Below are 24,362 nucleotides of genomic sequence, written 5' to 3'. Positions count from 1 at the left end.
CTTCTTATAACCTCCCGATAGCCCTTATAACCTTTTGGCATATGATTAGCCCATATTCGACTATTCTTCGCATCGGCCCTTTCGTAAACTCGCGTAACTTTTCAGAGGCAAGGAAATTTCATGAAAACTATAATTCCATCCCTGCTGGCGCTGACGCTGGCTGCCGCCTTCACAGCCCAGGCCGCAACACCAAAAGATACGCTGGTCATTGCTCAATCTACCGACGACGCCGACAGCTTCGACCCGGCCAAAGGGTTTGAACTGACCAGCGTTCAGGCCTTTACGAACATCTATCAGCGTCTGGTACAGTCTGACCCGCAGAATCCGGTGGACCTGAAACCGACACTGGCGACCTCATGGCAGCCCGGCAGCGACAACCGCAGCCTGACCTTTGAACTGCGCAAAGATGCGAAATTCTCCACCGGTAACCCGCTGCGCCCGGAAGATGTGATCTTCTCGCTGGGCCGCGTGGTGAAACTGAACCTCGATCCCTCTTTCATCCTGACGCAGCTCGGCTGGACCAAAGATAACGTTGATGGCTTCCTGAAGAAGATTGACGACAATCACGTGCAGATCAGCTGGACCGCCAACGTCAGCCCGACCTACGTGCTGAGCCTGCTCTCTGCACCGGTTTCTTCGATCGTCGATGAAAAAACCGCGATGGCAAACGCGAAGAACGGCGATTTTGGTAACGCCTGGCTGGCAACCCACTCAGCGGGCAGCGGTCCGTACCAGATCCGTAAAGTGGTGATGCATCAGGTGGTGCTGCTCAGCGCCAACCCGACCTCACCGGCGGGCGCGCCAAAAATGAAGAACATCCTGATAAAAAACGTCCCGGAACCGGCTGCGCGTCGTCTGCTGCTGGAACAGGGTGATGCCGATATCGCCCGTAACCTGGGTGCCGATCAGATTGCTGCCCTGAACGGCAAACCTGGCGTGAAGACGGAAGCGATTCCAATGGCGTCACTCTACTACATCCAGTTCAACATCGGCGCGAATGAGACGATGAAGAACCCGGCCTTCTGGGAAGCAGCACGCTACCTGTGGGACTACAAAGGTATTGCTAATGAGTTGCTGAAAGGTCAGTTCGACGTACATCAGAGCTTCCTGCCTAAGGGCTTCCTGGGCGCAATCAACGACACGCCATACAGCTACGATCCGGAAAAAGCCAAAGCGATTCTGAAGAAAGCGGGCCTGAACAACGTCACCTTCAAGCTCTCCACCAGCAACCAGCCGCCTTATCTGGATATCGCGCAGGCGCTGCAGGGCAGCTTCGCCAAAGCGGGCGTGAAAGTGGAAGTGGTGCCGGGCCTGAGTTCCGAAGTCTCTACCAACGTGAAAGCGCATAAATATGAAGCGACGCTGAACGCCTGGGGTTCCGACTACTTCGATCCGAACACCAATGCCGCCTCGTTTGCATATAACCCGGAAGATGGCAGCAAAACCATCGCTTACCGTTCAGACTGGCATATTCCTGAGCTGAACAAGCAGGTGATTGCGGCCACGGCGGAGAGCGATCCTAAGAAGCGCATCGCGCTGTATGAAGCGATGCAGCGTGACGTGATGAAGAGCTCTCCTTACGTGATTGGCATGCAGGCGAAGAACCTGATTGCCCTGCGCGACAACCTGAAAGGCTATGTGCAGGGCATCAACCCTGACATGGTGTATTACTCGCAGGTCACTAAGTAATGGCACAGTCTGTTCCTTCAGCCGGGTTCGCCCGGCTTTTTTGGCAGCGTGGCGGACGGCTGATCGGTAGCGTGTTGTCGCTGCTGGTCACGCTGCTTGGCCTGCTCGCCTTCACCTTTATGCTGTCGCATCTCTCGCCGATTGATCCCGTGCAGCAGATCGCTGGCGATCATGCCAGTGAAGCAACCTATCAACAGGTGCGTCACGACCTGGGTCTCGACCAACCGGTGCTGATGCAGTTCTGGCGCTACATCGAACATCTGGCGCACGGCGATCTCGGTGTCTCCCGTCTGACCAATCAGTCGGTGAGCGGCGACCTGATGACCACCTTCCCCGCCACCATTGAGCTGGCGACCTGCGCGATGATCTTCGCAGTGGTGTTCGGCGTCACGCTGGCGCTGCTGGCCGCCTGGAAACCAGGCAGCTGGATTGATAATCTCGCCCGCTTTATCTCGCTGCTGGGCTACTCGGTGCCGGTGTTCTGGCTCGGCCTGCTGGGTCTGCTGCTCTTTTATGCGGTGCTGCACTGGTCCGCCGGACCGGGACGGCTGGATGATATCTGGGTCTATACCCTGGAGCCGAAGACCGGCTTTGTCCTGATCGACAGCTGGCTGTCGGGTGAACCGGAAATGTTCCGCAATGCGATTGCGCACCTCTGGCTGCCGGTGGTAATCCTCGGCCTGCTGGCGATGGCGGGCATTACCCGCCTGCTGCGTGCTGCGCTGCTGGAAGAAAGCAGCAAAGAGTATGTGGTGCTGGCGCGTGCTAAAGGCGCGGGTCGGGTGCGCATCCTGCTGCGCCATATCTTCCCTAACGTGCTGGGCACGCTGGTTACGGTAATCGCCCTCTCCTACGCCACGCTGCTGGAAGGTTCGGTGCTGACCGAAACTGTCTTTGCCTGGCCGGGTGTGGGTCGCTACATGACCAATGCGCTGTTCTCCGGCGATGTGCCGGCGATTCTGGGCTCCACCCTGTTGATCGGTAGCTGCTTTATTCTGATTAACGCCCTGGCGGATGTTTTAACCTGGTTAACCGATCCGAGAACCCGATGACGCAACAACTCTCTGAACTCGAAACGCTGCGACCACGCCGTCGCCGTCAACGCGTGACCTCGTTAACCGTTGGGCTGACGCTGGTGGCGATTCTTATCCTGATGGCGCTGCTGGCACCGCTGATTGCGCCGTTCGACCCAAATATGCAGACCATGTCGAGCCGCCTGCTGGCACCGTCGGCGCAGCACTGGTTTGGTACCGACGGCTTTGGCCGCGATCTGCTGTCGCGCGTGATTTACGGCGCACGTCCTACGCTGCTGCTGGTGTCGCTGATTCTGGTGCTGACCATTCCGGCAGGGCTGCTGATCGGCATCACCGCTGGTTACGTCGGCGGCTGGACCGAACGCCTGCTGATGCGCATTACCGATATCTTCCTGTCGCTGCCGAACCTGGTGATCGCGCTGGCGCTGGTGGCGATTCTCGGCCCAGGGCTGATGAACGGTGCGCTGGCACTGGCGCTGACCAGCTGGCCGCCGTTTGCCCGTCAGGCGCGTGCCGAGACTCTGGCGCTGCGTCGCAGCGACTACCTTGCTGCCGCGCGGATGCAGGGCATTACGGGCTTTCGCCTGATGTTTGGTCATATCCTGCCGCTCTGTATGCCGACGGCGGTCGTCCGCGCCGCGCTGAGCCTGGGCGGGATTATCCTGGCTGCTGCCGGTCTTGGTTTCCTCGGCATGGGCGTTCAGCCGCCGACGGCGGAATGGGGTTCAATGGTCGCCGAAGGCAGTAAAGTGATCTTCGATCAGTGGTGGGTTGCCGCCGCCCCAGGCGCGGCCATTCTGTTTGCCAGCCTGGCCTTTAACCTGACAGGCGATGGCCTGCGCGACCGACTGGATACCCGTCATGCAAAATAATCTGCTCCATGCCGAAGGGCTGACCATTCGCAGCGATGATGCGCTGCTGGTCGATAACATCAGCTTTTCCGTGGGTCGCGAGCGCGTGGCGCTGGTGGGTGAGTCCGGTTCCGGCAAATCACTGACCGCCCGCAGCCTGATGGGCTTACTCTCGCCCGCGCTGCATCTGCAGGCCAGCCAGCTTCAGGTCGCCGGTGAGAATACGCTGACGCTGAGTGAGCGTCACTGGAATCAGCTGCGCGGTAACCGCGTGGCGATGGTGATGCAGGACCCGAAGTATGCCCTTAACCCGACGCGCACCATTGGCTGGCAGGTGGAAGAGCCGCTGATCCTGCATCGCCGCCTGAGCCGTGCCGAGCGCAAAGAGAAAGTGTGTGAAATGCTGGATGCGGTCGGCCTGCCCGATCCGCGTCGTTTGATGCAGCAGTATCCGCATCAGCTCTCTGGCGGCATGGGTCAGCGGGTGATGCTGGCGATCGCCCTGATTACCGATCCCGATTTCCTGATCGCCGATGAACCGACTTCTGCGCTGGATCATGCCATGCGCGATCAGGTGCTGGCGCTGATCCGCGGTCTGGTGGAAGCGCGCAACATGGGGCTGCTCCTGATTAGCCATGATCTGCAGCAGGTTTCAGAACATTGCGAGCGGGTCATGGTGATGTACAAAGGCCGATTGCTGGATACGCTGCCCGCCGCCGACCTGTCGCGCGCCACCCATCCCTATACCCGCACGCTGTGGGCCTGCCGTCCGGGCAAAGCGACTCACGGACAGGCTTTACCGGTGCTGGATCGCGCTGCGCTGGAGGCAAATTATGATTAAGCTGCAGAATCTAAGCGTCGCCCACAAACAGGGTTATGACCTGCGCACCGTGGTGCACGAGGTCAACCTGGCGGTTAATGCTGGTGAGTGTTTTGGTCTGGTGGGGCCTTCGGGCTGCGGTAAGTCGTCGCTGCTGTGGGTGCTGGCAGGTCTGAATCCACACTGGCAGGGCCAGATGCAACTTGCCGGTCACGCGGTTCAGCCGGGCAAAGTCTTTACCGGCGCGCTGCGTCAGGAAGTGCAGATGGTGTTTCAGGATCCCTATGCCTCGCTGCATCCACGTCACCGGCTGCGCCGCACCCTGGCGGAGCCGCTCAAGCTACTGAAACGCGACAATATCAACGATCGTATCGATCAGGGCTTTCGTCACGTCGGACTCGATCCCGCGCTGGCGGATCGCTATCCGCATCAGCTCTCCGGCGGTCAGCGTCAGCGCGTCGCCATCGTGCGCGCCCTGCTGCTGCAGCCGAAGATCCTGCTGCTGGATGAGCCGACGTCGGCGCTGGATATGTCAGTGCAGGCGGAGATCCTTAATCTGCTCAACGATCTGAAACAGCAGGATGGCCTGACCATGGTGCTGGTGAGCCACGATCCCGATGTGATCGATCATATGTGCGATCGCGCCGTGCACATGTCGCAGGGTCGCATCATCGAACAGATCTCTGCCTGAAATCAGGCCGGACGGCGTTAATCTGCCGTCCGGCGCTATTGCTTTCTCCCGCCTGTCTTAACACGCCCCTATGCCCGCCGTTACCTCTCTTCTCCCACGCCATAACGCCTAAAGCCAGAACAGGTATGCGACTGCGCAAATCGCAGCACAAGGCTGATGCGGTATACTCGCGGCAGTTTCTTTAAAAAAGGAGTCAGGTAATGACGGTAAAACTGCGTCCGCTGGAGCGGGAAGATCTGCACTTTGTCCATCAGCTGGATAACAACGCCAGCGTGATGCGCTACTGGTTCGAGGAGCCTTATGAGGCGTTTGTGGAGTTGTCCGATCTCTACAACAAACATATTCACGATCAGACCGAACGCCGCTTTGTAGTGGAACACAGCGGGCAGAAAGCGGGATTAGTGGAACTGGTCGAAATCAACCATGTGCACCGCCGCGCTGAGTTTCAGATCATCATCGATCCGGCCCATCAGGGCAAAGGGCTGGCCACACAGGCGGCAAAGCTGGCGATGGATTACGGCTTCTCGGTGCTGAATCTTTATAAGCTCTACCTGATTGTCGATCAGGAAAACGAAAAAGCGATCCACATCTACACCAAGCTCGGCTTTGAGATCGAAGGCGTGCTTAAGCATGAGTTTTTCATTAACGGGGAGTACCGCAACACCATCCGCATGTGCATTTTCCAGCATCAGTATCTGGAACGCCATAAAACGCCAGGCGGAATGGTGAAGCCGACCGCGCAGTAATCAGCCGCGCGCGCCAACCGGGTTCATAAAGGGACGCGGATGTTCCGGCTTGAGGTCGTACATGCCACCATAGAAGGGATCGACCAGCAGCCAGCCGGGGAAGCCACCCAGCGGGATATTGCCCAGCAGATACCACAGGTTAGCGCGTGCCTCGATCGGCACCGTGACCGGCACGTAGCCCGGGCTTTCCAGCATCAGCAGGTAGTGCTTTTTGCCGAAGTAGCGGCCGGTAGATTTTTCCAGTTCAACGGTCTGCGGCGTGAAACCCTGCGCCACCGCATAACCACGCTCATCCTGCACGGTAAAGCGCGCGCCCTGCGGCAGAGAGTCGATGCGCACCAGCTGGGTTTCATTGCCGACAATAGTGGCACAGCCGCTAAGCAGCAGCGCGGCGGCCAGGGCCAGAATTCGCTGTTTCATGAAGGGGTCCACAGAGTGATCAGTGATCAGAGTGTAGACCGCCCTCTCCACCTCAATCGGGCTATCATCGCCCGATTCAGCCAGCTTATTGCGGTTGACAAGCGCGGGCGATAGCCGCGATGTCGTTGGGTGAGGTGCGACAGCAGCCGCCAATCAGCTTCGCGCCCGCCTGCTGCCACTCTGCCAGTTTGTCATGCAGCGTGCAGCCTGATGGCGCTGAATGCCAGGTTTTGCTGCTGGCATCATACTGCTCGCCGGAGTTGGGATAGACCACCAGCGGTTTGTCGGTCAGCCTCTGCAGCTGGTGCAGCGCAGGCGTCACGCTCTCAAGTGCCACACAGTTAACCCCCAGCGCTACCACCTGTGGCTGCTGATTCAGCCAGCTCACCACCTCTGACAGCGGCGTACCGTCGCTGATGTGCCCGGCGTCACGCAGGGTAAACGTGAACCAGGCGCGGCTTTCAGGAAATTCAGACAGCAGCTTCACCAGCGCCTGCGCTTCAGCAAAGGACGGCAGGGTTTCACAGGCCAGCAGATCGGCACCCGCCGCCAGCAGCGCCTGCACGCGCGGGCGGTGAAAAGCCATCATCTCCGCTTCCGGCAACGCGTAATCGCCGCGATATTCCGAACCATCCGCCAGGAATGCACCATACGGCCCCACCGATCCCGCCACCAGCAGCGTTTTTGCGTCGGGCCGGACCGCCAGATAATCCTGACGGGCGCGCCGCGCCAGCTCGACGCTCTGGGCGATCAACGCCAGTGACTGCGCCTCATCAAGGCCACGTGTGGCAAAGCCCTGCGGCGTCGCCTGATAGCTGGCAGTGATGGCACATCGCGCCCCGGCAACAAAATAGTCGTAGTGCACCTGGTAGATCAGCTCAGGATTTTCCATCAGCACTTTCGCTGACCAGAGCGCATCGGCCAGATGACAGCCGCGGGCTTCCAGTTCGGTGGCCAGCGCGCCATCCAGAATCAGTAACGGCGACTCTGTTAAAGCCTGCGCGACAGGGTTATGCGACATCTTTGGCCTCCTCAGGCTTCGGGGATGATTTGTGGGTCAGATGGTAAGCGGCATAGCAGAACAGCACAAACGGGATGCCACACCACAGCGCGATGCGCTGGGTCGGATCAAACGCCAGCCCGACACAGGCCAGCAGGCAGAGCAGAAAGCCCAGGATCGGCGTCAGCGGATAGAGCGGCGCGCGGTAGCCCAGATCGGCCAGCGATTTGCCCTGCTGAAGATGACGCCGACGGAAAACAAAATGCGAGGCGCAGATGCTAAGCCAGACCGCGACGACCGCGAAACCAGAGATAGCCGACAGCGCCACAAATACCGTGTCTGGCGCGACTACACTGGAGACCAGCGCCAGTAAGCCACCGATCATGCTGACGGTGATGGCCAGCAGGGGCACGCCGCGCTTGTTGACGCTGGCAAAGGCGCGCGGCAGCGTGTTTTCGTTGGCCAGCGACCAGAGCATCCGCCCGGAGGCATAGAGGCCCGAGTTGGCCGCTGACAGGATAGCGGTCAGAATGACAAAGTTGATAATGTCAGCCGCATAAGGGATGCCGACCTTTTCAAACACCAGCACAAACGGACTTTTGACAATCCCCGCCTGATCCATCGGAATCAGCGCCGCCAGCACAAATACCGTGCCGATAAAGAAAATAATCAGTCGGGCCACCGTCGTGCGGATCGCCAGCGGCAGCACTTTCTCCGGCTGCTGAGTTTCACCGGCCGCAATCCCGATCAGCTCGGTGCCGGAAAAGGCGAAGTTTACTGCCACCATGGTCATCAGAATCGGCAGTACACCGTTGGGCAGCCAGCCGTGCGCGGTGAGATTGCTCAGGCCCGGCGCTGGGGTGCTATCTTTCATCGGGATAAAGCCAAACATCGCCGCGCCGCCCAGCACGATAAAGGCGACGATCGTGACAACTTTTATCAGCGAGAACCAGAACTCTCCTTCTGCGAAGAAGCGGGTGGAGATGACGTTGAGCAGATAGATGGCGCAGCAGAAGACCAGGCACCAAATCCAGACCGGGATCTGCGGGAACCAGTACTGCATACAGAAGCCCGCCGCCGTCAGGCTGGAGCCGAGGGCGACGGTCCAGGTGAGCCAGTAGAGCCAGGCCACGGTGTAGCCGGTTGCCGGGCTGAGATAGCGTGCGGCATAGACGTGGAACGCGCCGGTTTCCGGCATCGCCACGGAAAGTTCGCCCAGACACACCATCACCAGCCAGACCACCAGCGCGCCAATCAGATAGGCGAGCAGCGTACCCGCTGCCCCGGTGGTTGAAATGATATAGCCAGTGTTAAAAAAGAGGCCGGTGCCGATCACGCCGCCCAGCGATAACATCACCAGATGGCGCACTTTCATGGTGCGTTTGAATTGTTCCTGCGAGGGAGTTGGCTGTTCGCTCATCACTTTTATCCGTATGGACGTCTAAACATCTATAAGGGACAAATTTATACGCGTCACAGCGGGTAATTGCAACGGCAGGGTAAACAGGGAGGACGGACAGGCGGTTCAGTGCCCCGTCGCGGCGGGGCCTGATGCGTTAGCCGAAAACGCTTTGAATATAGCGTTCCAGCGCCATGCGGGAACTGAATCCGTGCGGGATGCCGTAATGTTCCTGTGAATCACCCGCCAGATAGAGAGGGAATTGGGTGTAGTGATCGCAGGTCTTCATTTCTGAAGCAGGTTCAGCGAACGGCTGGCTCTTCTCTTTCAGCGTCGGGTGAATCACTAAAGCCATGCGCCCCATGCGCGCCTCGCGATTCACATAAACGTAGTTCTCACCACGGCGATAGCCATAGGCCCGTGGAGTAATTTCATCGACTTCGAAACCCGCTTTTTCCAGTACGCGCGCTACCTCATCTGGTCGTAAATACATGCTCGATCCTCTCCTCTTTCAAAAGCTTCGCAACCTTACATCAGCATGACAGAGTGGGCATTCGGAATTTTCCCTAAAGAACACTCCCGCGTCTCGTTTATCAAAAGGTCGTCTACACTAGTATTACGTTTTTAAATCAAAGGGAGCTAAAAAATGTTTAATCGCACTGTAAAAAACGATGACATTGATATCAATCAGGATGTGAATGAGCTGGCCGATTCACTCGAAGCGCTGTTGAAATCTTATGGCAGTGACGCCAAAGACGAAGTGGATTCAGCCCGCAGTCAGGCAGAAAAACTGCTCAAGCAGACCCGCTCTAAACTGAACGGCGGCAGCAACCGTGTATCCCAGGTTGCGCGTGATGCCGGTGCGCAGGTTGATACCTACGTGCATGACAAACCATGGCACGGTGTGGGTGTCGGTGCTGCGTTCGGTATCGTAGTCGGTATACTGCTGGCTTCTCGCCGCTAAGTATAAAAAATCCCCTGAGCCCTGCCCTGTGCGGGGCTTTTTTTTGCCCTTTTTCTGGCCGACGACATTTACAAAAGATTTTTTCAGGCTGCAGGGCGCATTACTGCTGGCTTTGCCTCTGTTGCGCAAATGCAAATCATAAAACCCTATATATGGTGGACTTGACCACCAAAACCACTACATCTAGTATTTATCTCATCAGTACGACACCCGATGTCCGACCGAATGAAGCCCGCAACAGGCTGCATCGACTTTATTTCCGGTCATCAGAACCGCATACAGAAGGAAATACGAATCATGCGCATTATTATTTACACTAAAGACAATTGTGTCCAGTGCACGGCGACCAAAAATGCGATGGACCGTCAGGGTCTCGCTTATCAGCTGATCAATCTCGACAGCCAGCCGGAGGCGATCGACAACCTGAAATCACTGGGTTATCGCCAGGTTCCGGTGGTGATGGCAGATAACGATCACTGGAGCGGTTTCCGTCCGGACAAGATCGCCACTCTGCGCACGCTTTCTGCCGTCGGGGGCTAATCGTATGTTCCCGCTGGTCTATTTTTCCAGCCAGTCGGAAAACACCCACCGGTTTGTGACGCGCCTCGGCCTGCCCGCCCGGCGCATCCCGCTTGATGCCCGCGAGCACCTGCATATCGACCAGCCCTATATTCTGGTGGTGCCCAGCTATGGCGGTGGCAGCAGTCGTGGTGCGGTACCCGGTCAGGTGATTCAGTTTCTTAATGATGAGGCGAACCGACGCGGTATTCGGGGCGTGATCGCGGCAGGCAACCGTAACTTCGGTGCCGGTTACTGCCTGGCGGGCAGCATCATTGCAAAAAAATGTCAGGTGCCCTGCCTCTACCGCTTCGAGCTGATGGGAACGCCTGACGATATTGCGAAAGTTAAAGCGGGAGTAACCCAATTTTGGCAACAACAGATACCCTCAACGGCGTGACGCTCGATTATCACGCCCTCAATGCCATGCTGAACCTCTATGACGCAGAGGGCCGCATCCAGTTCGATAAGGATCGCGAAGCGACACGGCAGTTCTATCTGCAGCATGTGCAGCCCAATACGGTTTCCTTCGCCAGCAACGCTGAGCGTTTACGCTATCTGGTGGCAGAGAGCTATTACGAAGCGGACATGCTGAACCAGTACGATTTTGATTTCCTGCTTGCGCTGCATGAGGTGGCCGAAAACTGGGGATTTGAGTTCAAAACCTTTCTTGGTGCCTGGAAGTACTACACCAGCTATACGCTGAAGACCTTTGACGGCAAACGCTATCTGGAAACCTTCGAGCAGCGTGCCTGCATGGTTGCGCTGACGCTGGCTCAGGGCGATGAAACGCTGGCGCGGGCGCTACTGGAAGAGATTCTCAGTGGCCGTTTCCAGCCCGCCACGCCGACTTTTCTGAACTGCGGCAAACAGCAGCGCGGTGAGCTGGTCTCCTGTTTCCTGCTGCGAATCGAAGACAATATGGAGTCGATTGGTCGTGCCGTAAACTCAGCACTGCAGCTGTCGAAACGGGGCGGCGGCGTCGCCTTTTTGTTGTCGAACCTGCGAGAATCCGGTGCGCCGATCAAACGCATCGAAAATCAGTCGTCGGGCATCATTCCGGTGATGAAAATGCTGGAAGATGCCTTCTCCTATGCAAATCAGCTTGGCGCACGTCAGGGCGCTGGCGCGGTGTGGCTCAATGCGCACCATCCCGATATCTTCCGCTTTCTGGATACCAAGCGCGAAAACGCCGACGAGAAGATCCGCATCAAAACGTTGTCGTTAGGCGTGGTAATCCCCGATATCACCTTCCAGCTGGCAAAAGAGAACAAACCGATGGCGCTGTTCTCGCCCTACGACGTGGAACGGATCTACGGCCAGGCCTTTGGTGATATCAGCATCAGCGAGAAGTATGACGAGATGCTGGCAGACGATCGCATCCGCAAAACCTATATTCAGCCACGTGACTTCTTCCAGACGCTGGCCGAGATTCAGTTTGAGTCGGGCTATCCCTACATCATGTATGAGGACAGCGTGAACCGCAGTAACCCGATTGCTGGTCGCATTAATATGAGCAACCTCTGCTCGGAGATTCTGCAGGTCAACAGCGCCAGCGAGTACAACGACGATCTCAGCTATCGCAGGATCGGCAAAGATATCTCCTGTAATCTTGGCTCACTGAATATTGCGCACGCCATGGATTCGCGCGATCTGGCGCGTACCGTGGATGTGGCGGTCCGCGCGCTGACCTCGGTGTCAATGATGAGCGAGATCGGCTCGGTACCTTCTGTTGCCGAAGGCAACCGCCGTTCGCACGCCATTGGCCTGGGACAGATGAACCTGCACGGCTATCTGGCGCGCGAAGGCATCGCCTACGGTTCGCCGGAAGCGCTGGACTTCACCAATCTCTACTTCTATTGCATCACTTACTATGCGCTGCGCACCTCTAATCAGCTGGCGCAGGAGCATCAGCAGACCTTCGACGGCTTTGCGAATTCGGACTACGCCAGCGGCGTTTACTTTGATAAGTATCTGCAGCGCGAGTGGCTGCCGCGTACTGAACGGGTAGCTCAACTGTTTGCCGATGCCGGACTGACGCTGCCAACTCAGGCGGACTGGCAGGCACTGCGTGATGCGGTGATGCAGTACGGGCTGTTTAATCAGAACCTGCAGGCTATCCCGCCGACCGGTTCGATCTCTTACATCAATCATGCCACCTCCAGCATCCATCCGATTGTCTCCCCTGTCGAGATCCGCAAAGAGGGCAAAACCGGCCGCGTCTACTATCCCGCGCCGTTTATGACCAATGAGAATCTGCACCTCTATCAGGATGCGTATCAGATTGGGCCGGAAGCGATTATTGATACCTACGCAGAAGCAACGCAGCACGTCGATCAGGGACTGTCGCTGACGCTGTTCTTCCGCGATGACGTCACCACCCGTGACATCAACAAAGCGCAGATTTACGCGTGGAAAAAAGGGATCAAAACGCTCTATTACATTCGACTGCGTCAGATGGCGCTTCAGGGCACGGAGGTTCAGGGCTGCGTTTCCTGCTCCCTGTAATAATAACGATGAAACTTAAACAGATTCAGGCCATTAACTGGAACCGCATTCAGGATGATAAAGATCTTGAGGTGTGGAACCGTCTTACCAGCAACTTCTGGCTGCCGGAAAAGGTGCCGCTCTCCAACGATCTGCCCGGCTGGCAGACGCTGGATAAACAGCAGCAGCAGCTGACCATCCGGGTCTTTACCGGCCTGACGCTGCTCGACACCATCCAGAACGTGATCGGCGCGCCGGGGCTAATGGAGGATGCGATTACCCCACACGAAGAAGCAGTGCTGTCGAATATCAGCTTTATGGAAGCGGTACATGCCCGCTCCTACAGTTCGATCTTCTCGACCCTGTGCAACACGCAGGATGTGGATGCCGCCTACCAGTGGAGCGAAGAGAATGCGCCGTTGCAGAACAAGGCGCGCATCATCCTGGAGCACTACCGGGCAGACGATCCGCTGAAGAAGAAGATCGCCAGCGTCTTCCTGGAGTCGTTTCTGTTCTATTCCGGCTTCTGGCTGCCGATGTACTGGTCAAGCCGGGGTAAGCTGACCAATACCGCAGACCTGATTCGCCTGATTATCCGCGATGAAGCAGTGCACGGTTACTACATCGGCTATAAATATCAGCAGGCGCTGGCCAGCGCTGACGATCTGCGTCGTGAAGAACTGCAGCAGTTCGCCTATGATCTGCTGCTGGCGCTGTATGAAAATGAAGTGGCTTACACCGAGGCGCTCTACGCCGATGTCGGCTGGGTGGACGAAGTGAAAACCTTCCTGCACTACAACGCCAATAAAGCACTGATGAATCTGGGCTACGAGGCGCTCTTCCCGGCAGAGCTGACGGCCGTCAATCCGGCCATTCTGTCGGCACTGTCACCCAACGCTGACGAGAACCACGACTTCTTCTCCGGATCAGGCTCCTCCTATGTGATGGGTAAAGCAGTCGAAACTGAAGACGAAGACTGGAATTTCTGATGGTCGGGCAGGTCATTCTGATTGTCAGGATGGCCTGCGACAGAGGATAAAGAGGCCGGCTCAGGGAGCATACGCCTTCCGCAAAGGCGCAAAACATGCCCTCTAAGGCGTGGCTCAGGGCGGGCGATTACGCACCACATGCCTGAAGTGCGCCCGTACCGGGCCAACGCGTTGCGTTGTTCAAAACGCTCCCGGCGTTTTTGTCCATGGCCCGCTATGCTTTGCTACAGGCGTATGCTCCCATCCCTTTAAACTTCTGAAGACGTTAAGCCCTGAGCCGTGAGTTGCCCCATTCTTCTTAGGGCGCACCTCCTCTACCGTTGTTTAAACCTCTCGTTATGACTGGTATGGCCTGTTAATAAACATGCGTGTGAAATAGTTTTTTGAGTTATTATTAACCTCAAATAATTATTAGCGACCGATGCTGTTTATGAATGCGACTCGCCAGGGTCTGACGCCTGCTTTAGTGGTCCTGATGTCGGTAGCAACCGGCCTCTGCGTAGCCAGTAACTATTACGTTCAGCCACTGCTTAATACTATCGCCCAACAGTTTGATCTCTCTGTTAGCCTCGCCGGGTTTATTGTCACCACGGCGCAACTCGGCTACGCCTGCGGTCTTCTGTTGCTGGTGCCGCTGGGCGATCGCTTTGAACGACGCAGCCTGATTGTGACGATGATCCTGCTGGCTGCGGCGGGCATGGTAATTATCGCCCTGTCGCACACGTTCCTCTTTTTACTGCTGGGCACGATCATGACCGGCCTGTTTTCGGTCGCCGCACAAATTCTGGTGCCGCTGGCCGCCACGCTGGCCGAGCCAGAGCGGCGCGGCAAAATCGTTGGGACGGTCATGAGCGGTCTGCTGCTGGGGATTCTGCTGGCACGCACCGTGGCAGGTGGCCTGGCGCAGCTCGGCGGCTGGCGCACGGTTTACTGGACCGCCAGTCTGCTGATGATTGTTATGGCGCTGGCGCTTTGGCGATCGTTGCCACGCGTAAAGCAGTCAATGGCCATGAGCTATCCGCAACTGCTGGCTTCCATCTTTCGTCTGTATGCAGGCAATCGGGTGATCCGCACACGCGCCTGGACCGGCTGTCTCTCCTTTGCCAATTTCAGCCTGCTCTGGACCTCAATGGCATTTCTGCTCTCCGGCGCGCCTTATCATTTTTCTGAGGGCAGGATTGGTTTGCTGGGATTAGTGGGTGCTGCGGGTGCGCTGGCCGCACGTCAGGCGGGTTCACTGGCCGACAAAGGTAAAGCGAAGCTGACCACCCGACTGGGCCTGCTGCTTATGCTGCTCTCCTGGGCCGCCATTGCGTGGGGTGCGGAGCAGCTTGTGCCGCTGATCGTCGGTATCCTGCTACTGGATCTGGCGGTGCAGGCCGTGCATATCACCAACCAGAGCGTGATTTATGCGCAGATGCCGGAGGCGCGAAACCGTCTGAATGCCGGTTACATGACCAGCTACTTTATCGGCGGCGCGGCGGGCTCGCTGCTCTCCGCTACCGCTTACCATCTTTGGGGCTGGTATGGCGTCTGTGGAGCTGGCGCGCTACTGACGCTGATTAATCTGCTGATTTGGGCAGGGGGATCGCGCTTTGAGCCGGAAAAAATCAACTGAAGGCTGTCCGGACAACGCATTGGTCTGGTCACAAATGGTTAGGTTTGTTATGGTTAGTAACAAACCTATTCACTTCAGTTATTTTTCCTCGCGATATTAATAAATTTGCCCCCTTTTTGATAACGTCCTGGCACTGCGGCTGCCGCCGGGCGTACGGGTTTTTGACCCAGGGCCAGGGACTGGCCTGGAATACCTTTGATGGTGCAGCGTGCGAGTCTGTCAGCGATCACTTGCTGAAAAGTGACTACGCTTAGCCTGTCACCATAGTTATTATACAAGTTGCAATTAGTGAGGTTTTTTTTAATGGAAAGTTCGTTTACTCCCATTGAGCAGATGCTAAACATCCGTGCCAATCGCCATAAGGATTTTCCGTTACAGGAAATTATTCTGACGCGTCTCTGTATGCATATGCAGGGTAAACTGCTGGACAACCGCAATAAGATGCTGAAAGCACAGGGTATTAATGAGACCCTGTTTATGGCGTTGATTACGCTGGATGCGCAGGAAAATCACAGCATTCAGCCCTCTGAGCTCAGTTCTGCCCTTGGCTCTTCACGCACCAATGCTACGCGCATTGCTGATGAGCTGGAGAAGCGCGGCTGGATTGAGCGTCGCGAAAGCGATCACGACCGTCGCTGCCTGCACCTGCATCTGACCGATAAAGGCATAGAATTCCTGCGTCAGCTGCTGCCACCTCAGCATCAGAGCCTGCAGTATCTTTGGTCGTCGCTGTCAGTCGATGAGAAGTCTCAGCTGGAAGGCATTACCCGTAAGTTGCTTAATCGTCTTGATAAAATGGATGAAGATCAGCTGATCGCCTCGCTGTCCCGCTAATAGCAACAAGTGCGACACAATCACCTGTCGAAATCGTTATCTTAATTTCCTTTTTAATCTGGCCAGCGCTCAGTCGCTGGCTTTTTCGACTCGGGCGCTGGCAGAAAAGGATTACTGCTGCCCGACTAAATGGAAAACGTGGAGAAAGTCATGAGTGCAACGGCAGAAGCACAAAGCCCGCAACCGTCAGCCAGTAAGAAAAGAAAGCGCAAAAGTGTGCTCATTGTGCTGGCGCTTATCTTTGTGCTGATTGGTATTGCCTGGGGCGCCTACTGGTTCCTGGTCCTGCGCCATTTTCAGGAGACTGATGACGCCTACGTTGCGGGCAATCAGGTGCAGGTGATGGCACAGGTCTCCGGTAGCGTGAATAAGGTCTGGTTTGAAGATACCGATTTCGTCAAAAAAGGCGATGTACTGGTTTCACTTGATAAGACCGATGCCGAGCAGGCGTTTGAAAAAGCCCAGACGGCTCTGGCTACCAGCGTGCGTCAGACGCATCAGCTGATGATCAATGGCAAACAGTATCAGGCCAGCATCACGCTGCAGCAGACCGCACTGGCACAGGCAGAGGCGGACCTGAAACGCCGTGAACCGTTAGGCGCAGCCAACCTGATTGGCCGTGAAGAGTTGCAGCACGCCCGTGACGCCGTTGCAACGGCTAAAGCGCAGCTGGACGTGGCCATTCAGCAATACAATGCCAATCAGGCGATGATCCTCAACACCTCGCTGGAAAATCAGCCTGCCGTGCAACAGAGCGCGGCTGAACTGCGTGACGCCTGGCTGGCGCTGCAGCGCACCGAAATCCGCAGCCCGATGGATGGCTTTGTCTCCCGTCGCAGCGTACAGGTCGGTTCGCAAATTTCTACCAGCACCCCGCTGCTCGCTGTCGTACCTGCCACCAATCTGTGGGTCGATGCGAATTTCAAAGAGACGCAGCTGGCTGGAGTCCGTATCGGTCAGCCTGCCACCGTGGTCGCCGATATCTACGGTGACGAAGTGGTTTATCAGGGTAAAGTGGTGGGTCTGGATATGGGCACCGGCAGCGCCTTCTCTTTGCTGCCAGCACAGAACGCCACTGGTAACTGGATTAAAGTGGTTCAGCGTCTGCCGGTCCGTATCGAACTGAATCAGGATGATATCGCCAGACATCCGCTGCGCATCGGCCTCTCCACGCTGGTCAAAATCGATACCACCAGCAAAGAGGGTAGCGCGCTTGCCACCAGCGCCCGTCAGCAGGCCGCTTACAGTAGTAATGCTCTGGCGATTGACCTTACGCCGGTCAATCAGCTGATCACCGATATCGTCCGCGCCAACGCCGGATGATGACGCGGAGGCTGTAATGGCACAAAAACCGCTTGAAGGGATGCCGCTGGTCCTGATGACCATTGCGCTGTCGCTGGCGACGTTCATGCAGGTGCTGGATTCGACCATCGCCAACGTGGCTATCCCCACCATTGCCGGTAACCTGGGAGCGTCGAACTCGCAGGGCACCTGGGTAATCACCTCGTTTGGCGTCGCCAATGCGATTTCGATCCCCCTGACCGGCTGGCTGGCAAAACGCATCGGTGAAGTGAAGCTGTTTACCTGGTCGACCATTCTGTTTGCTATCGCCTCCTGGGCGTGTGGCATGTCAGACAGCCTGGAGATGCTGATTTTCTTCCGCGTCATTCAGGGGATAGTCGCAGGTCCATTGATCCCGCTGTCGCAAAGCCTGCTGCTCAACAACTATCCGCCCGCTAAGCGCAGTGTTGCACTGTCGCTATGGGCGATGACGGTGATCGTGGCACCGATCTGCGGCCCGATATTGGGCGGCTGGATCAGCGATAACTATCACTGGGGCTGGATCTTCTTTATCAACGTGCCGATTGGTGTGGCAGTGGTGATACTGACGCTGCAAACCCTGCGTGGTCGGGAAACCAAAACCGAAATCCGGCGGATCGATATGGTCGGGCTGGTGCTGCTGGTCGTGGGGATCGGCTGTCTGCAGGTGATGCTGGACCGCGGGAAGGAGCTCGACTGGTTTAACTCGTCCGAAATTATCGTGTTGGGGGTCGTGGCTGTAATTGCGCTGTCCGTCCTGCTGGTGTGGGAGCTGACGGACGATCACCCGATCATTGACCTGTCGCTGTTTAAGTCGCGCAACTTCACCATCGGCTGCCTGTCGATCAGCCTGGCTTATATGCTCTACTTCGGCTCAATAGTTCTGTTGCCGCAGCTGCTGCAGGAGGTTTACGGGTATACCGCAACCTGGGCAGGGCTGGCGTCTGCGCCGGTAGGGATTTTGCCGGTGATCCTGTCGCCGATCATTGGTCGCTTCGCCCATAAGCTCGACATGCGGCGACTGGTTACGTTCAGCTTCATTATGTATGCCGTCTGCTTTTACTGGCGTGCTTATACGTTTGAACCGGGGATGGACTTTGGTGCCTCAGCCTGGCCACAGTTTATTCAGGGCTTTGCCGTGGCCTGCTTCTTTATGCCGCTGACCACCATTACGCTATCGGGACTGCCGCCGGAGCGCATGGCGGCTGCCTCCAGCCTGTCGAACTTTATGCGTACCTTTGCCGGCTCAGTGGGAACGTCGATTACCACCACCATGTGGACGAATCGCGAGTCGATGCATCATAGCTACCTGACGGAGTCGATTACCCCTTACAACACCAATTCGCAACAGATGTATAGCCAGCTGGAGAGCCTGGGGATGACACAGCAGCAGGCGTCAGCTTATATCGCGCAGCAGATTACCAATCAGGGACTGATTATTTCAGCGAATGAAATCTTCTGGGCGTCGGCGGGGGTCTTTTTGATTCTGCTGGTGCTGATCTGGTTTGCCCGCCCGCCGTTTGGCGCAGGCGGTGGTGGTGGTGGCGGTGGCGGTGGCGCGCACTGATGTCACACAGCAAAACGGGCCTTTCGGCCCGTTTTTTTATGCGTTCTGACGCCACCATTCGGCGAGCAGTACGCCGGTTGCGACCGAGACATTGAGGCTTTCCACGTTGCCGGTGCCGCCAATTGACAGGCTCATGTCGCCCTGCCTGAACGCTGTGTCAGAAAGACCTTCACGCTCCTGACCTAACACCAGCACCATTTTCTCCGGCAGCTGAGCCTGCGCCAGCGGCGTGCCCTGATGGCTGGAGGTGGTCACGATGGTGTAACCCGCTTTACGAAACGCTTCCAGACCTTCGCTGAAGGTTGCACCGCTGATGGCCTGCACATGCTCAGCGCCGCCTTCTGCAGTACGCACCGCTGCACCTGACTCCAGCAGAGAAGCATCATTGACCAGCAAACCTTTTACGCCAAAGTGCGCGCAGCTGCGCATAATCGCGCCGAGGTTATGCGGGTTGCTGACATCTTCCAGTGCCAGTACGCAATCTTTCGTATTCGCCTGGCTCAGCCATTCAGACACCGCCATGCCCATACGCTTTTTGATCAGGAAGCAGACGCCGCCATGATGCTCAGTACCTGACGCTTTGGTGATCTCAGCATCTTCTACCACGTGATAGGCTTTGCGGTTAGCCGCCAGCCAGCGCAGCGCTTCGCGAAAACGCGGTGTGACTTCCTGCACGAACCAGGCGCGAACAATCGCTTCCGGACGGCTCTGGAACAGCGCCTGACAGGCGTTCTCGCCATAGACGCGGGTCTCTTCATTACGCTGACGACGGATCTGCTCAGGATCGACGAAGCTCTTGCCGCTGATACCGCCGTGATCCGGCTTATCGTTCTCAGGCGATGACGCACGATCGGCAGAAGGCGCGCGTGACACGGTGCGCCACGGGGAGTCGCTGCTGCCATAAGCGCCACGGCTGTCATCACCACGATCGTTGCGGCGACCTGCGCCATCGTCTGAACGGCGTGGTGCGCCACGTCCGCCTTCATCACGACGCGGTGAACTGCTGCGACCGGTGTCGTCACTACGACGACCAGCGGAGCGACCGCCTTCCTGAGTGCGTTCAGTGCGCGGGCCAGATGAACGACGATTATCATCCTGGCGGGCAGCAGAGTGACCACCTTTGCCTGTGCGAGGATTCGGCGCGCGCGCGCTTTTATCGTCCTCGCCACGCACGTACATCACCTTAACTTTGCCGCTCTTGCCTTTATATTCGTCGTTCATCTCTTCCTCCCGCATTTAGAGCGCGCAGATTACCTGATGTGCTGGCGCTTAGCTATCAACTATTGAACCTATAGAGCAATCCAGATTGAGCGAAAATCCGCCCCCTTTCATAATGGACAACGATTACCAGACTGACACTTTTCAACATCAGAGGTTCCTATGAATACGGTATGCGCTTCCTGTCAGGCAACCAATCGCGTTCCTGACGAACGCCTTGCCGACGTGGCGAAATGTGGTCGCTGTGGAAATGAGCTGTTCGATGGCGAAGTGGTGAATGCCACCAGCGCCAACTTTGACAAATATCTGCAGGATGATTTGCCGGTGGTGATCGATTTCTGGGCGCCCTGGTGCAGCCCCTGCGTCAATTTTGCGCCAGTGTTTAAAGATGTCGCCAGTGAACGCAGCGGCAAGGTCCGCTTTATTAAAGTGAACACCGAAGCGGAACCAGCCCTGAGCGCCCGTTTCAATATTCGCAGTATCCCGACCATCATGCTGTTTAAAAACGGCGAGCGGGTCGACATGCTGAACGGCGCTATGCCCAAAGCGCCATTTAACGAATGGCTCGACGAATCACTTTAAACTTCAACGGCCAGCCAGTCTGGCCTTTTCCTTTTCATCTGCGCTTCGATTACACTGACGTTTTTCCTGCCCTGAATACTCATGTCTGATAATGCTGTTTTGCGCTTGCGCACCCAACGCCTGGCCCGCGCCACCCGTCCTTTCCTGGCGCGCGGAAATCGGGTCATTCGCTGCCAGGGCTGCCTGCTGCCAGAGGCCAACTGTCTCTGCAATCAGATTGTGCCGCAGTCTGCCCGTAGTCGCTTCTGCCTGGTGATGTTTGATACCGAGCCAATGAAGCCGAGTAACACTGGCCGTCTGATTGCCGATATTCTGCCGCATACCCAGGCATTTGGCTGGTCACGCACCGAGCCGGATCCGCTGCTGCTTGCGGCTGTGCGCAACCCTGAATATCAGCCGCTGGTGGTCTTCCCGGCCGCCTATGCCGATCCCGGTCGCGAAGTGCTGACAACGCCGCCCGCCAGCGGCAAGCCGCCGCTGTTTATTATGCTGGATGGCACCTGGACCGAAGCGCGCAAGATGTTTCGCAAAAGTCCCTGGCTCGACGCCCTGCCGGTAATGTCGCTGGATGTCAGCACGCCTTCGCGTTATACGCTGCGTGAGGCGCACGGCGAAGGTCAGCATTGCACCGCTGAAGTGGCGGCGGCGCTACTGGCACAGGCGGGCGATCGGCAGGCGGCAGAAGCGTTATCTCACCATTTCGATCAGTTCCGCGCGGCCTATCTGGCAGGAAAACCGCATCACCCCGGACAGGCTTAACCGTGTCCCTCTCCGGCTGGCAGGCGTGAGCCTGCTCTGACAGTTTTCAGGATCCGGATGTTCAGCCTGCGATCTGCCCGGAAGCGCGGCCAGCAAAAAGCGTTTACAATCACGCAAATCCCGATCTCTGGAGGGCGAGATGAGCCAACGCGGACTGGAAGCGCTGTTACGACCTAAGTCAATTGCGGTGATAGGTGCCTCGGTCACGCCCGGGCGTGCCGGCTACTTTATGATGCGTAACCTGCTGGCAGGCGGTTTTAGCGGGCCTGTACTGCCGGTCACGCCAAAATATAAAGCGGTCAGCGGCGTACTCGCCTGGCCCACCATCGACAGCTTACCTTTCGCGCCTGACCTGGCGGTGATCTGCACCCACTCAAAACGTAACCTCGAATTGCTGCAACAGCTCGGCGAGAAAGGTTGCAAGGCCTGTATTATTCTCTCTGCACCTGCCAGCCAGTCGGCTGAACTCAAAGCCTGCGCCAGCCAGTGGCAGATACGTCTGCTGGGGCCGAACAGTCTTGGCCTGCTGGCGCCCTGGCAGGGTCTCAATGCCAGCTTCTCGCCGGTGCCGATAGAGAAAGGCCGTATCGCATTTATCTCCCAGTCTGCCGCCGTATCGAATACCATTCTCGACTGGGCGCAGCAGCGTAACCTCGGTTTTTCGTGGTTTATCGCGCTGGGTGACAGCCTGGATACCGATGTTGATGACCTGCTCGACTTCCTGGCCCGCGACGGTAAAACAAGTGCCATCCTCCTTTATCTGGAGCACCTCAGTGACGCACGTCGCTTTGTTTCTGCCTCACGCAGCGCTTCCCGTAATAAACCGATTCTGGTGATCAAGAGTGGTCGCAGCCGTGAAGCGCAGGCGCTGCTGGGCACCCACAGTGGTCTGGATGCTGCCTGGGATGCGGCCATTCAGCGTGCCGGATTGCTGCGGGTACAGGATACCCATGAGCTGTTCTCCGCTGTTGAATCGCTAAGCCATATGCGGCCACTGCGCGGCGACAGGCTGATGATCATCAGTAATGGTGCGGCGCCCGCCGCGCTGGCGCTGGATGAGCTTTACGCCCGCAATGGGAAACTGGCGCAGCTCAGCGATGAAACGCGTCAGCAGCTTGAGGCTATTTTGCCTGCCGGTGCGGGTCGCGGTAATCCGCTGGATTTAAAAGATGACGCCACCGCTGAGCGCTACGCTGCCTGCACAGAGATCCTGCTCGACAGCCATGAACTTGATGCCTTAATGATCATTCATGCGCCAAGCGCGGTCGCGCCTGCGACTGAAACGGCCGCACATCTGATCGATACTGTGGCCCGCCACCCGCGCGGTAAGCTGGTGACGCTGCTGACCAACTGGAGCGGCGAGTTCTCTTCACAGGCTGCACGTCGTGCCTTTACGCAGGCGGGTATACCCACCTGGCGCACGCCGGAAGGCACCGTAACCGCCTTTATGCATCAGGTTGAGTACCGACGCAATCAGAAGCAGCTGCGCGAGACGCCTGCCCTGCCCGCTACACTGAACCAGGATAGTGCACATGCTCACCAGCTGCTGTCACAGGCGCTGGCGCGTGGCATTACCTCACTGGATACTCACGAAGTGCAGCCGGTGCTGCAGGCTTATGGGCTGGCCACGCTGCCAACCTGGATCGCCAGTGACAGCGCGGCAGCGGTAACCATTGCCGGCCAGATTGGCTATCCGGTGGCGCTAAAGCTGCGTTCACCCGATATCGCCCATAAATCAGAGGTTCAGGGTGTGATGCTCTACCTGCGTAATGCCAGTGAAGTGGAGCATGCCGCCGAAGCCATTTTTGATCGGGTAAAGCAGACGCTGCCGCAGGCGCGTATAGAGGGACTGCTGGTTCAGAGCATGGCCAGCCGGGCGGGCGCGCAGGAATTGCGGGTCGTGGTCGAACAGGATGCACTGTTTGGCCCAATCATTATGCTGGGTGAAGGCGGGGTGGAATGGCAGGCTGATAAACAGGCTGCCGTTGCCCTGCCCCCACTGAATATGACGCTGGCACGCTATCTGGTCATTCAGGCTATTAAGAGCGGAAAAATCCGCAGCCGCAGCGCCCTGAATCCGCTGGATATCTCTGGTTTAAGCCAGCTGCTGGTGCAGGTCTCTGATCTGGTAGTGGATTGCCCGGAGATCCAGCGACTGGATATTCATCCGCTGCTGGCGGCAGGCAATGATTTTACCCTGCTGGATGTCACCCTGACGCTGGCTCCGTTCCACGGCGATAACGAAGCAAGGCTGGCCATTCGCCCTTATCCGCAGCATCTGGAAGAACAGGTAGAGTTAAAAGATGGGCAATTCTGCCTGTTCCGTCCAATCCTGCCAGAGGATGAACCATTATTGCGCGATTTTATCAGCCAGGTGACCAAAGAGGATCTTTACTACCGCTACTTCAGTGAGATCAATGAGTTCACGCATGATGACCTCGCCAATATGACTCAGATCGATTATGACCGCGAGATGGCGATTGTGGCGGTCCGTCAGCATCAGGAACGTCATGAGATCATTGGTGTCACTCGCGCGATCTCTGACGCCGATAACATCGATGCGGAGTTTTCAGTGCTGGTCCGTTCTGACCTGAAAGGGTTAGGCATGGGCCGTCGTCTGCTGGAAAAGATGATCCGCTACACCCGACATCACGGCTTGCAACAATTGAACGGTATCACCATGCCCCATAACCGCGGCATGATTACCCTGGCCCGAAAACTCAATTTTCATGTTGATATTCAACTGGATGACGGTATCGTCAGCCTGAAATTGTCTTTACAGAATGAGATCAACTAACCTTGTACAGAAAGGTAAA

General features: G+C 57.1%; 23 protein-coding genes. 18 read left to right on the top strand and 5 right to left on the bottom strand.

Translation table 11 applies throughout. The features are described 5' to 3' along the window. Nucleotides 1-120 precede the first annotated feature (120 nt). From K6R05_RS04845 to speG, 6 genes are all read left to right on the top strand, one after another. A complete protein-coding gene (locus K6R05_RS04845) occupies nucleotides 121-1,689 on the top strand; it encodes an ABC transporter substrate-binding protein (protein ID WP_161735782.1) in 1,569 nt (522 codons plus the stop codon). Then, entirely contained in the window at nucleotides 1,689-2,741 is a 1,053-nt protein-coding gene (locus tag K6R05_RS04840) for an ABC transporter permease (RefSeq protein ID WP_033733570.1), read from the top strand. The genes K6R05_RS04845 and K6R05_RS04840 overlap by 1 nt, the downstream gene beginning before the upstream one ends. Beyond that, on the top strand, nucleotides 2,738-3,595 hold the full coding sequence (locus K6R05_RS04835; RefSeq protein ID WP_033733571.1) for an ABC transporter permease: 858 nt from the start codon (nucleotides 2,738-2,740) through the stop codon (nucleotides 3,593-3,595). The genes K6R05_RS04840 and K6R05_RS04835 overlap by 4 nt, the downstream gene beginning before the upstream one ends. Continuing rightward, nucleotides 3,585-4,415 (top strand): ABC transporter ATP-binding protein, encoded by an 831-nt coding sequence (locus tag K6R05_RS04830; RefSeq protein WP_222925109.1) that lies wholly within the window; start codon nucleotides 3,585-3,587, stop codon nucleotides 4,413-4,415. The genes K6R05_RS04835 and K6R05_RS04830 overlap by 11 nt, the downstream gene beginning before the upstream one ends. Beyond that, the gene (locus K6R05_RS04825) at nucleotides 4,408-5,085 is read left to right on the top strand and encodes an ABC transporter ATP-binding protein (RefSeq protein ID WP_222925108.1); all 678 of its coding nucleotides are present in this window, start codon (nucleotides 4,408-4,410) and stop codon (nucleotides 5,083-5,085) included. The genes K6R05_RS04830 and K6R05_RS04825 overlap by 8 nt, the downstream gene beginning before the upstream one ends. Before the next feature lie 200 nt (nucleotides 5,086-5,285). Beyond that, the gene (gene speG, locus K6R05_RS04820) at nucleotides 5,286-5,831 is read left to right on the top strand and encodes a spermidine N1-acetyltransferase (RefSeq protein ID WP_003850356.1); all 546 of its coding nucleotides are present in this window, start codon (nucleotides 5,286-5,288) and stop codon (nucleotides 5,829-5,831) included. Here the strand turns inward: speG and K6R05_RS04815 are convergent, their stop codons facing one another. From K6R05_RS04815 to K6R05_RS04800, 4 genes are all read right to left on the bottom strand, one after another. Continuing rightward, entirely contained in the window at nucleotides 5,832-6,251 is a 420-nt protein-coding gene (locus K6R05_RS04815) for a hypothetical protein (RefSeq protein WP_010257757.1), read from the bottom strand. A gap of 85 nt (nucleotides 6,252-6,336) precedes the next feature. Beyond that, entirely contained in the window at nucleotides 6,337-7,272 is a 936-nt protein-coding gene (mmuM, locus tag K6R05_RS04810) for a homocysteine S-methyltransferase (RefSeq protein WP_222925107.1), read from the bottom strand. Beyond that, the gene (gene mmuP, locus K6R05_RS04805; RefSeq protein WP_222925106.1) at nucleotides 7,262-8,671 is read right to left on the bottom strand and encodes an S-methylmethionine permease; all 1,410 of its coding nucleotides are present in this window, start codon (nucleotides 8,669-8,671) and stop codon (nucleotides 7,262-7,264) included. Before mmuP ends, mmuM begins: the two co-directional genes overlap by 11 nt. Nucleotides 8,672-8,807: 136 nt before the next feature. Beyond that, entirely contained in the window at nucleotides 8,808-9,143 is a 336-nt protein-coding gene (locus K6R05_RS04800) for a DUF2002 family protein (protein ID WP_003850360.1), read from the bottom strand. A gap of 153 nt (nucleotides 9,144-9,296) precedes the next feature. Here K6R05_RS04800 and K6R05_RS04795 point away from each other — a divergent pair, with 153 nt between their 5' ends. The 9 genes from K6R05_RS04795 (at nucleotide 9,297) to emrB (ending at nucleotide 18,987) form a co-directional block, all read left to right on the top strand. Continuing rightward, nucleotides 9,297-9,614, top strand: a complete 318-nt coding sequence (locus K6R05_RS04795; RefSeq protein ID WP_033733577.1) for a DUF883 family protein — start codon at nucleotides 9,297-9,299, stop codon at nucleotides 9,612-9,614. Nucleotides 9,615-9,911: 297 nt separating this feature from the next. Further along, nucleotides 9,912-10,154: a glutaredoxin-like protein NrdH gene (nrdH, locus tag K6R05_RS04790; protein ID WP_010257769.1), complete on the top strand. Its 243-nt coding sequence runs from the start codon at nucleotides 9,912-9,914 to the stop codon at nucleotides 10,152-10,154. A gap of 4 nt (nucleotides 10,155-10,158) precedes the next feature. Continuing rightward, nucleotides 10,159-10,572 carry a class Ib ribonucleoside-diphosphate reductase assembly flavoprotein NrdI gene (gene nrdI / locus K6R05_RS04785; protein WP_161735791.1) on the top strand — a complete coding sequence of 138 codons (414 nt, stop codon included), beginning with the start codon at nucleotides 10,159-10,161 and terminating at the stop codon, nucleotides 10,570-10,572. After that, complete coding sequence (gene nrdE / locus K6R05_RS04780; protein WP_222925105.1) at nucleotides 10,542-12,680, top strand: class 1b ribonucleoside-diphosphate reductase subunit alpha; 2,139 nt, start codon at nucleotides 10,542-10,544, stop codon at nucleotides 12,678-12,680. Before nrdI ends, nrdE begins: the two co-directional genes overlap by 31 nt. A gap of 8 nt (nucleotides 12,681-12,688) precedes the next feature. Continuing rightward, nucleotides 12,689-13,648, top strand: coding sequence for a class 1b ribonucleoside-diphosphate reductase subunit beta (gene nrdF, locus K6R05_RS04775; protein WP_222925104.1), 960 nt, complete (start codon nucleotides 12,689-12,691; stop codon nucleotides 13,646-13,648). A gap of 430 nt (nucleotides 13,649-14,078) precedes the next feature. Then, nucleotides 14,079-15,266, top strand: a complete 1,188-nt coding sequence (locus K6R05_RS04770; RefSeq protein ID WP_222925103.1) for an MFS transporter — start codon at nucleotides 14,079-14,081, stop codon at nucleotides 15,264-15,266. A gap of 303 nt (nucleotides 15,267-15,569) precedes the next feature. After that, on the top strand, nucleotides 15,570-16,100 hold the full coding sequence (gene mprA / locus K6R05_RS04765; RefSeq protein WP_222925102.1) for a transcriptional repressor MprA: 531 nt from the start codon (nucleotides 15,570-15,572) through the stop codon (nucleotides 16,098-16,100). 150 nt (nucleotides 16,101-16,250) lie between these two features. Then, the gene (gene emrA / locus K6R05_RS04760; protein ID WP_161735799.1) at nucleotides 16,251-17,423 is read left to right on the top strand and encodes a multidrug efflux MFS transporter periplasmic adaptor subunit EmrA; all 1,173 of its coding nucleotides are present in this window, start codon (nucleotides 16,251-16,253) and stop codon (nucleotides 17,421-17,423) included. Between the two features lie 16 nt (nucleotides 17,424-17,439). After that, a complete protein-coding gene (gene emrB / locus K6R05_RS04755; RefSeq protein WP_222925101.1) occupies nucleotides 17,440-18,987 on the top strand; it encodes a multidrug efflux MFS transporter permease subunit EmrB in 1,548 nt (515 codons plus the stop codon). 36 nt (nucleotides 18,988-19,023) lie between these two features. Here emrB and K6R05_RS04750 read toward each other — a convergent pair whose 3' ends face one another. Then, the gene (locus K6R05_RS04750; protein WP_161735802.1) at nucleotides 19,024-20,208 is read right to left on the bottom strand and encodes a tRNA/rRNA methyltransferase; all 1,185 of its coding nucleotides are present in this window, start codon (nucleotides 20,206-20,208) and stop codon (nucleotides 19,024-19,026) included. Between the two features lie 159 nt (nucleotides 20,209-20,367). Between K6R05_RS04750 and trxC the strand changes: the two genes are divergently transcribed. The 3 genes from trxC to K6R05_RS04735 all read left to right on the top strand — a co-directional run bounded on the left by trxC (nucleotide 20,368) and on the right by K6R05_RS04735 (nucleotide 24,343). Next, complete coding sequence (gene trxC / locus K6R05_RS04745; RefSeq protein ID WP_161735804.1) at nucleotides 20,368-20,787, top strand: thioredoxin TrxC; 420 nt, start codon at nucleotides 20,368-20,370, stop codon at nucleotides 20,785-20,787. Nucleotides 20,788-20,868: 81 nt separating this feature from the next. Next, on the top strand, nucleotides 20,869-21,546 hold the full coding sequence (locus K6R05_RS04740) for a tRNA-uridine aminocarboxypropyltransferase (protein ID WP_222925100.1): 678 nt from the start codon (nucleotides 20,869-20,871) through the stop codon (nucleotides 21,544-21,546). A 139-nt stretch (nucleotides 21,547-21,685) separates the two neighbouring features. Next, on the top strand, nucleotides 21,686-24,343 hold the full coding sequence (locus K6R05_RS04735) for a bifunctional acetate--CoA ligase family protein/GNAT family N-acetyltransferase (protein WP_161735808.1): 2,658 nt from the start codon (nucleotides 21,686-21,688) through the stop codon (nucleotides 24,341-24,343). Nucleotides 24,344-24,362: the final 19 nt, after the last annotated feature.

The organism is Pantoea alfalfae, from assembly GCF_019880205.1.
In the GTDB taxonomy this organism is placed as follows: domain Bacteria; phylum Pseudomonadota; class Gammaproteobacteria; order Enterobacterales; family Enterobacteriaceae; genus Pantoea; species Pantoea alfalfae.
The sequence above is the reverse complement of the archived record's forward strand: the minus strand, read 5'-3'. Positions and strand labels throughout refer to the sequence as shown.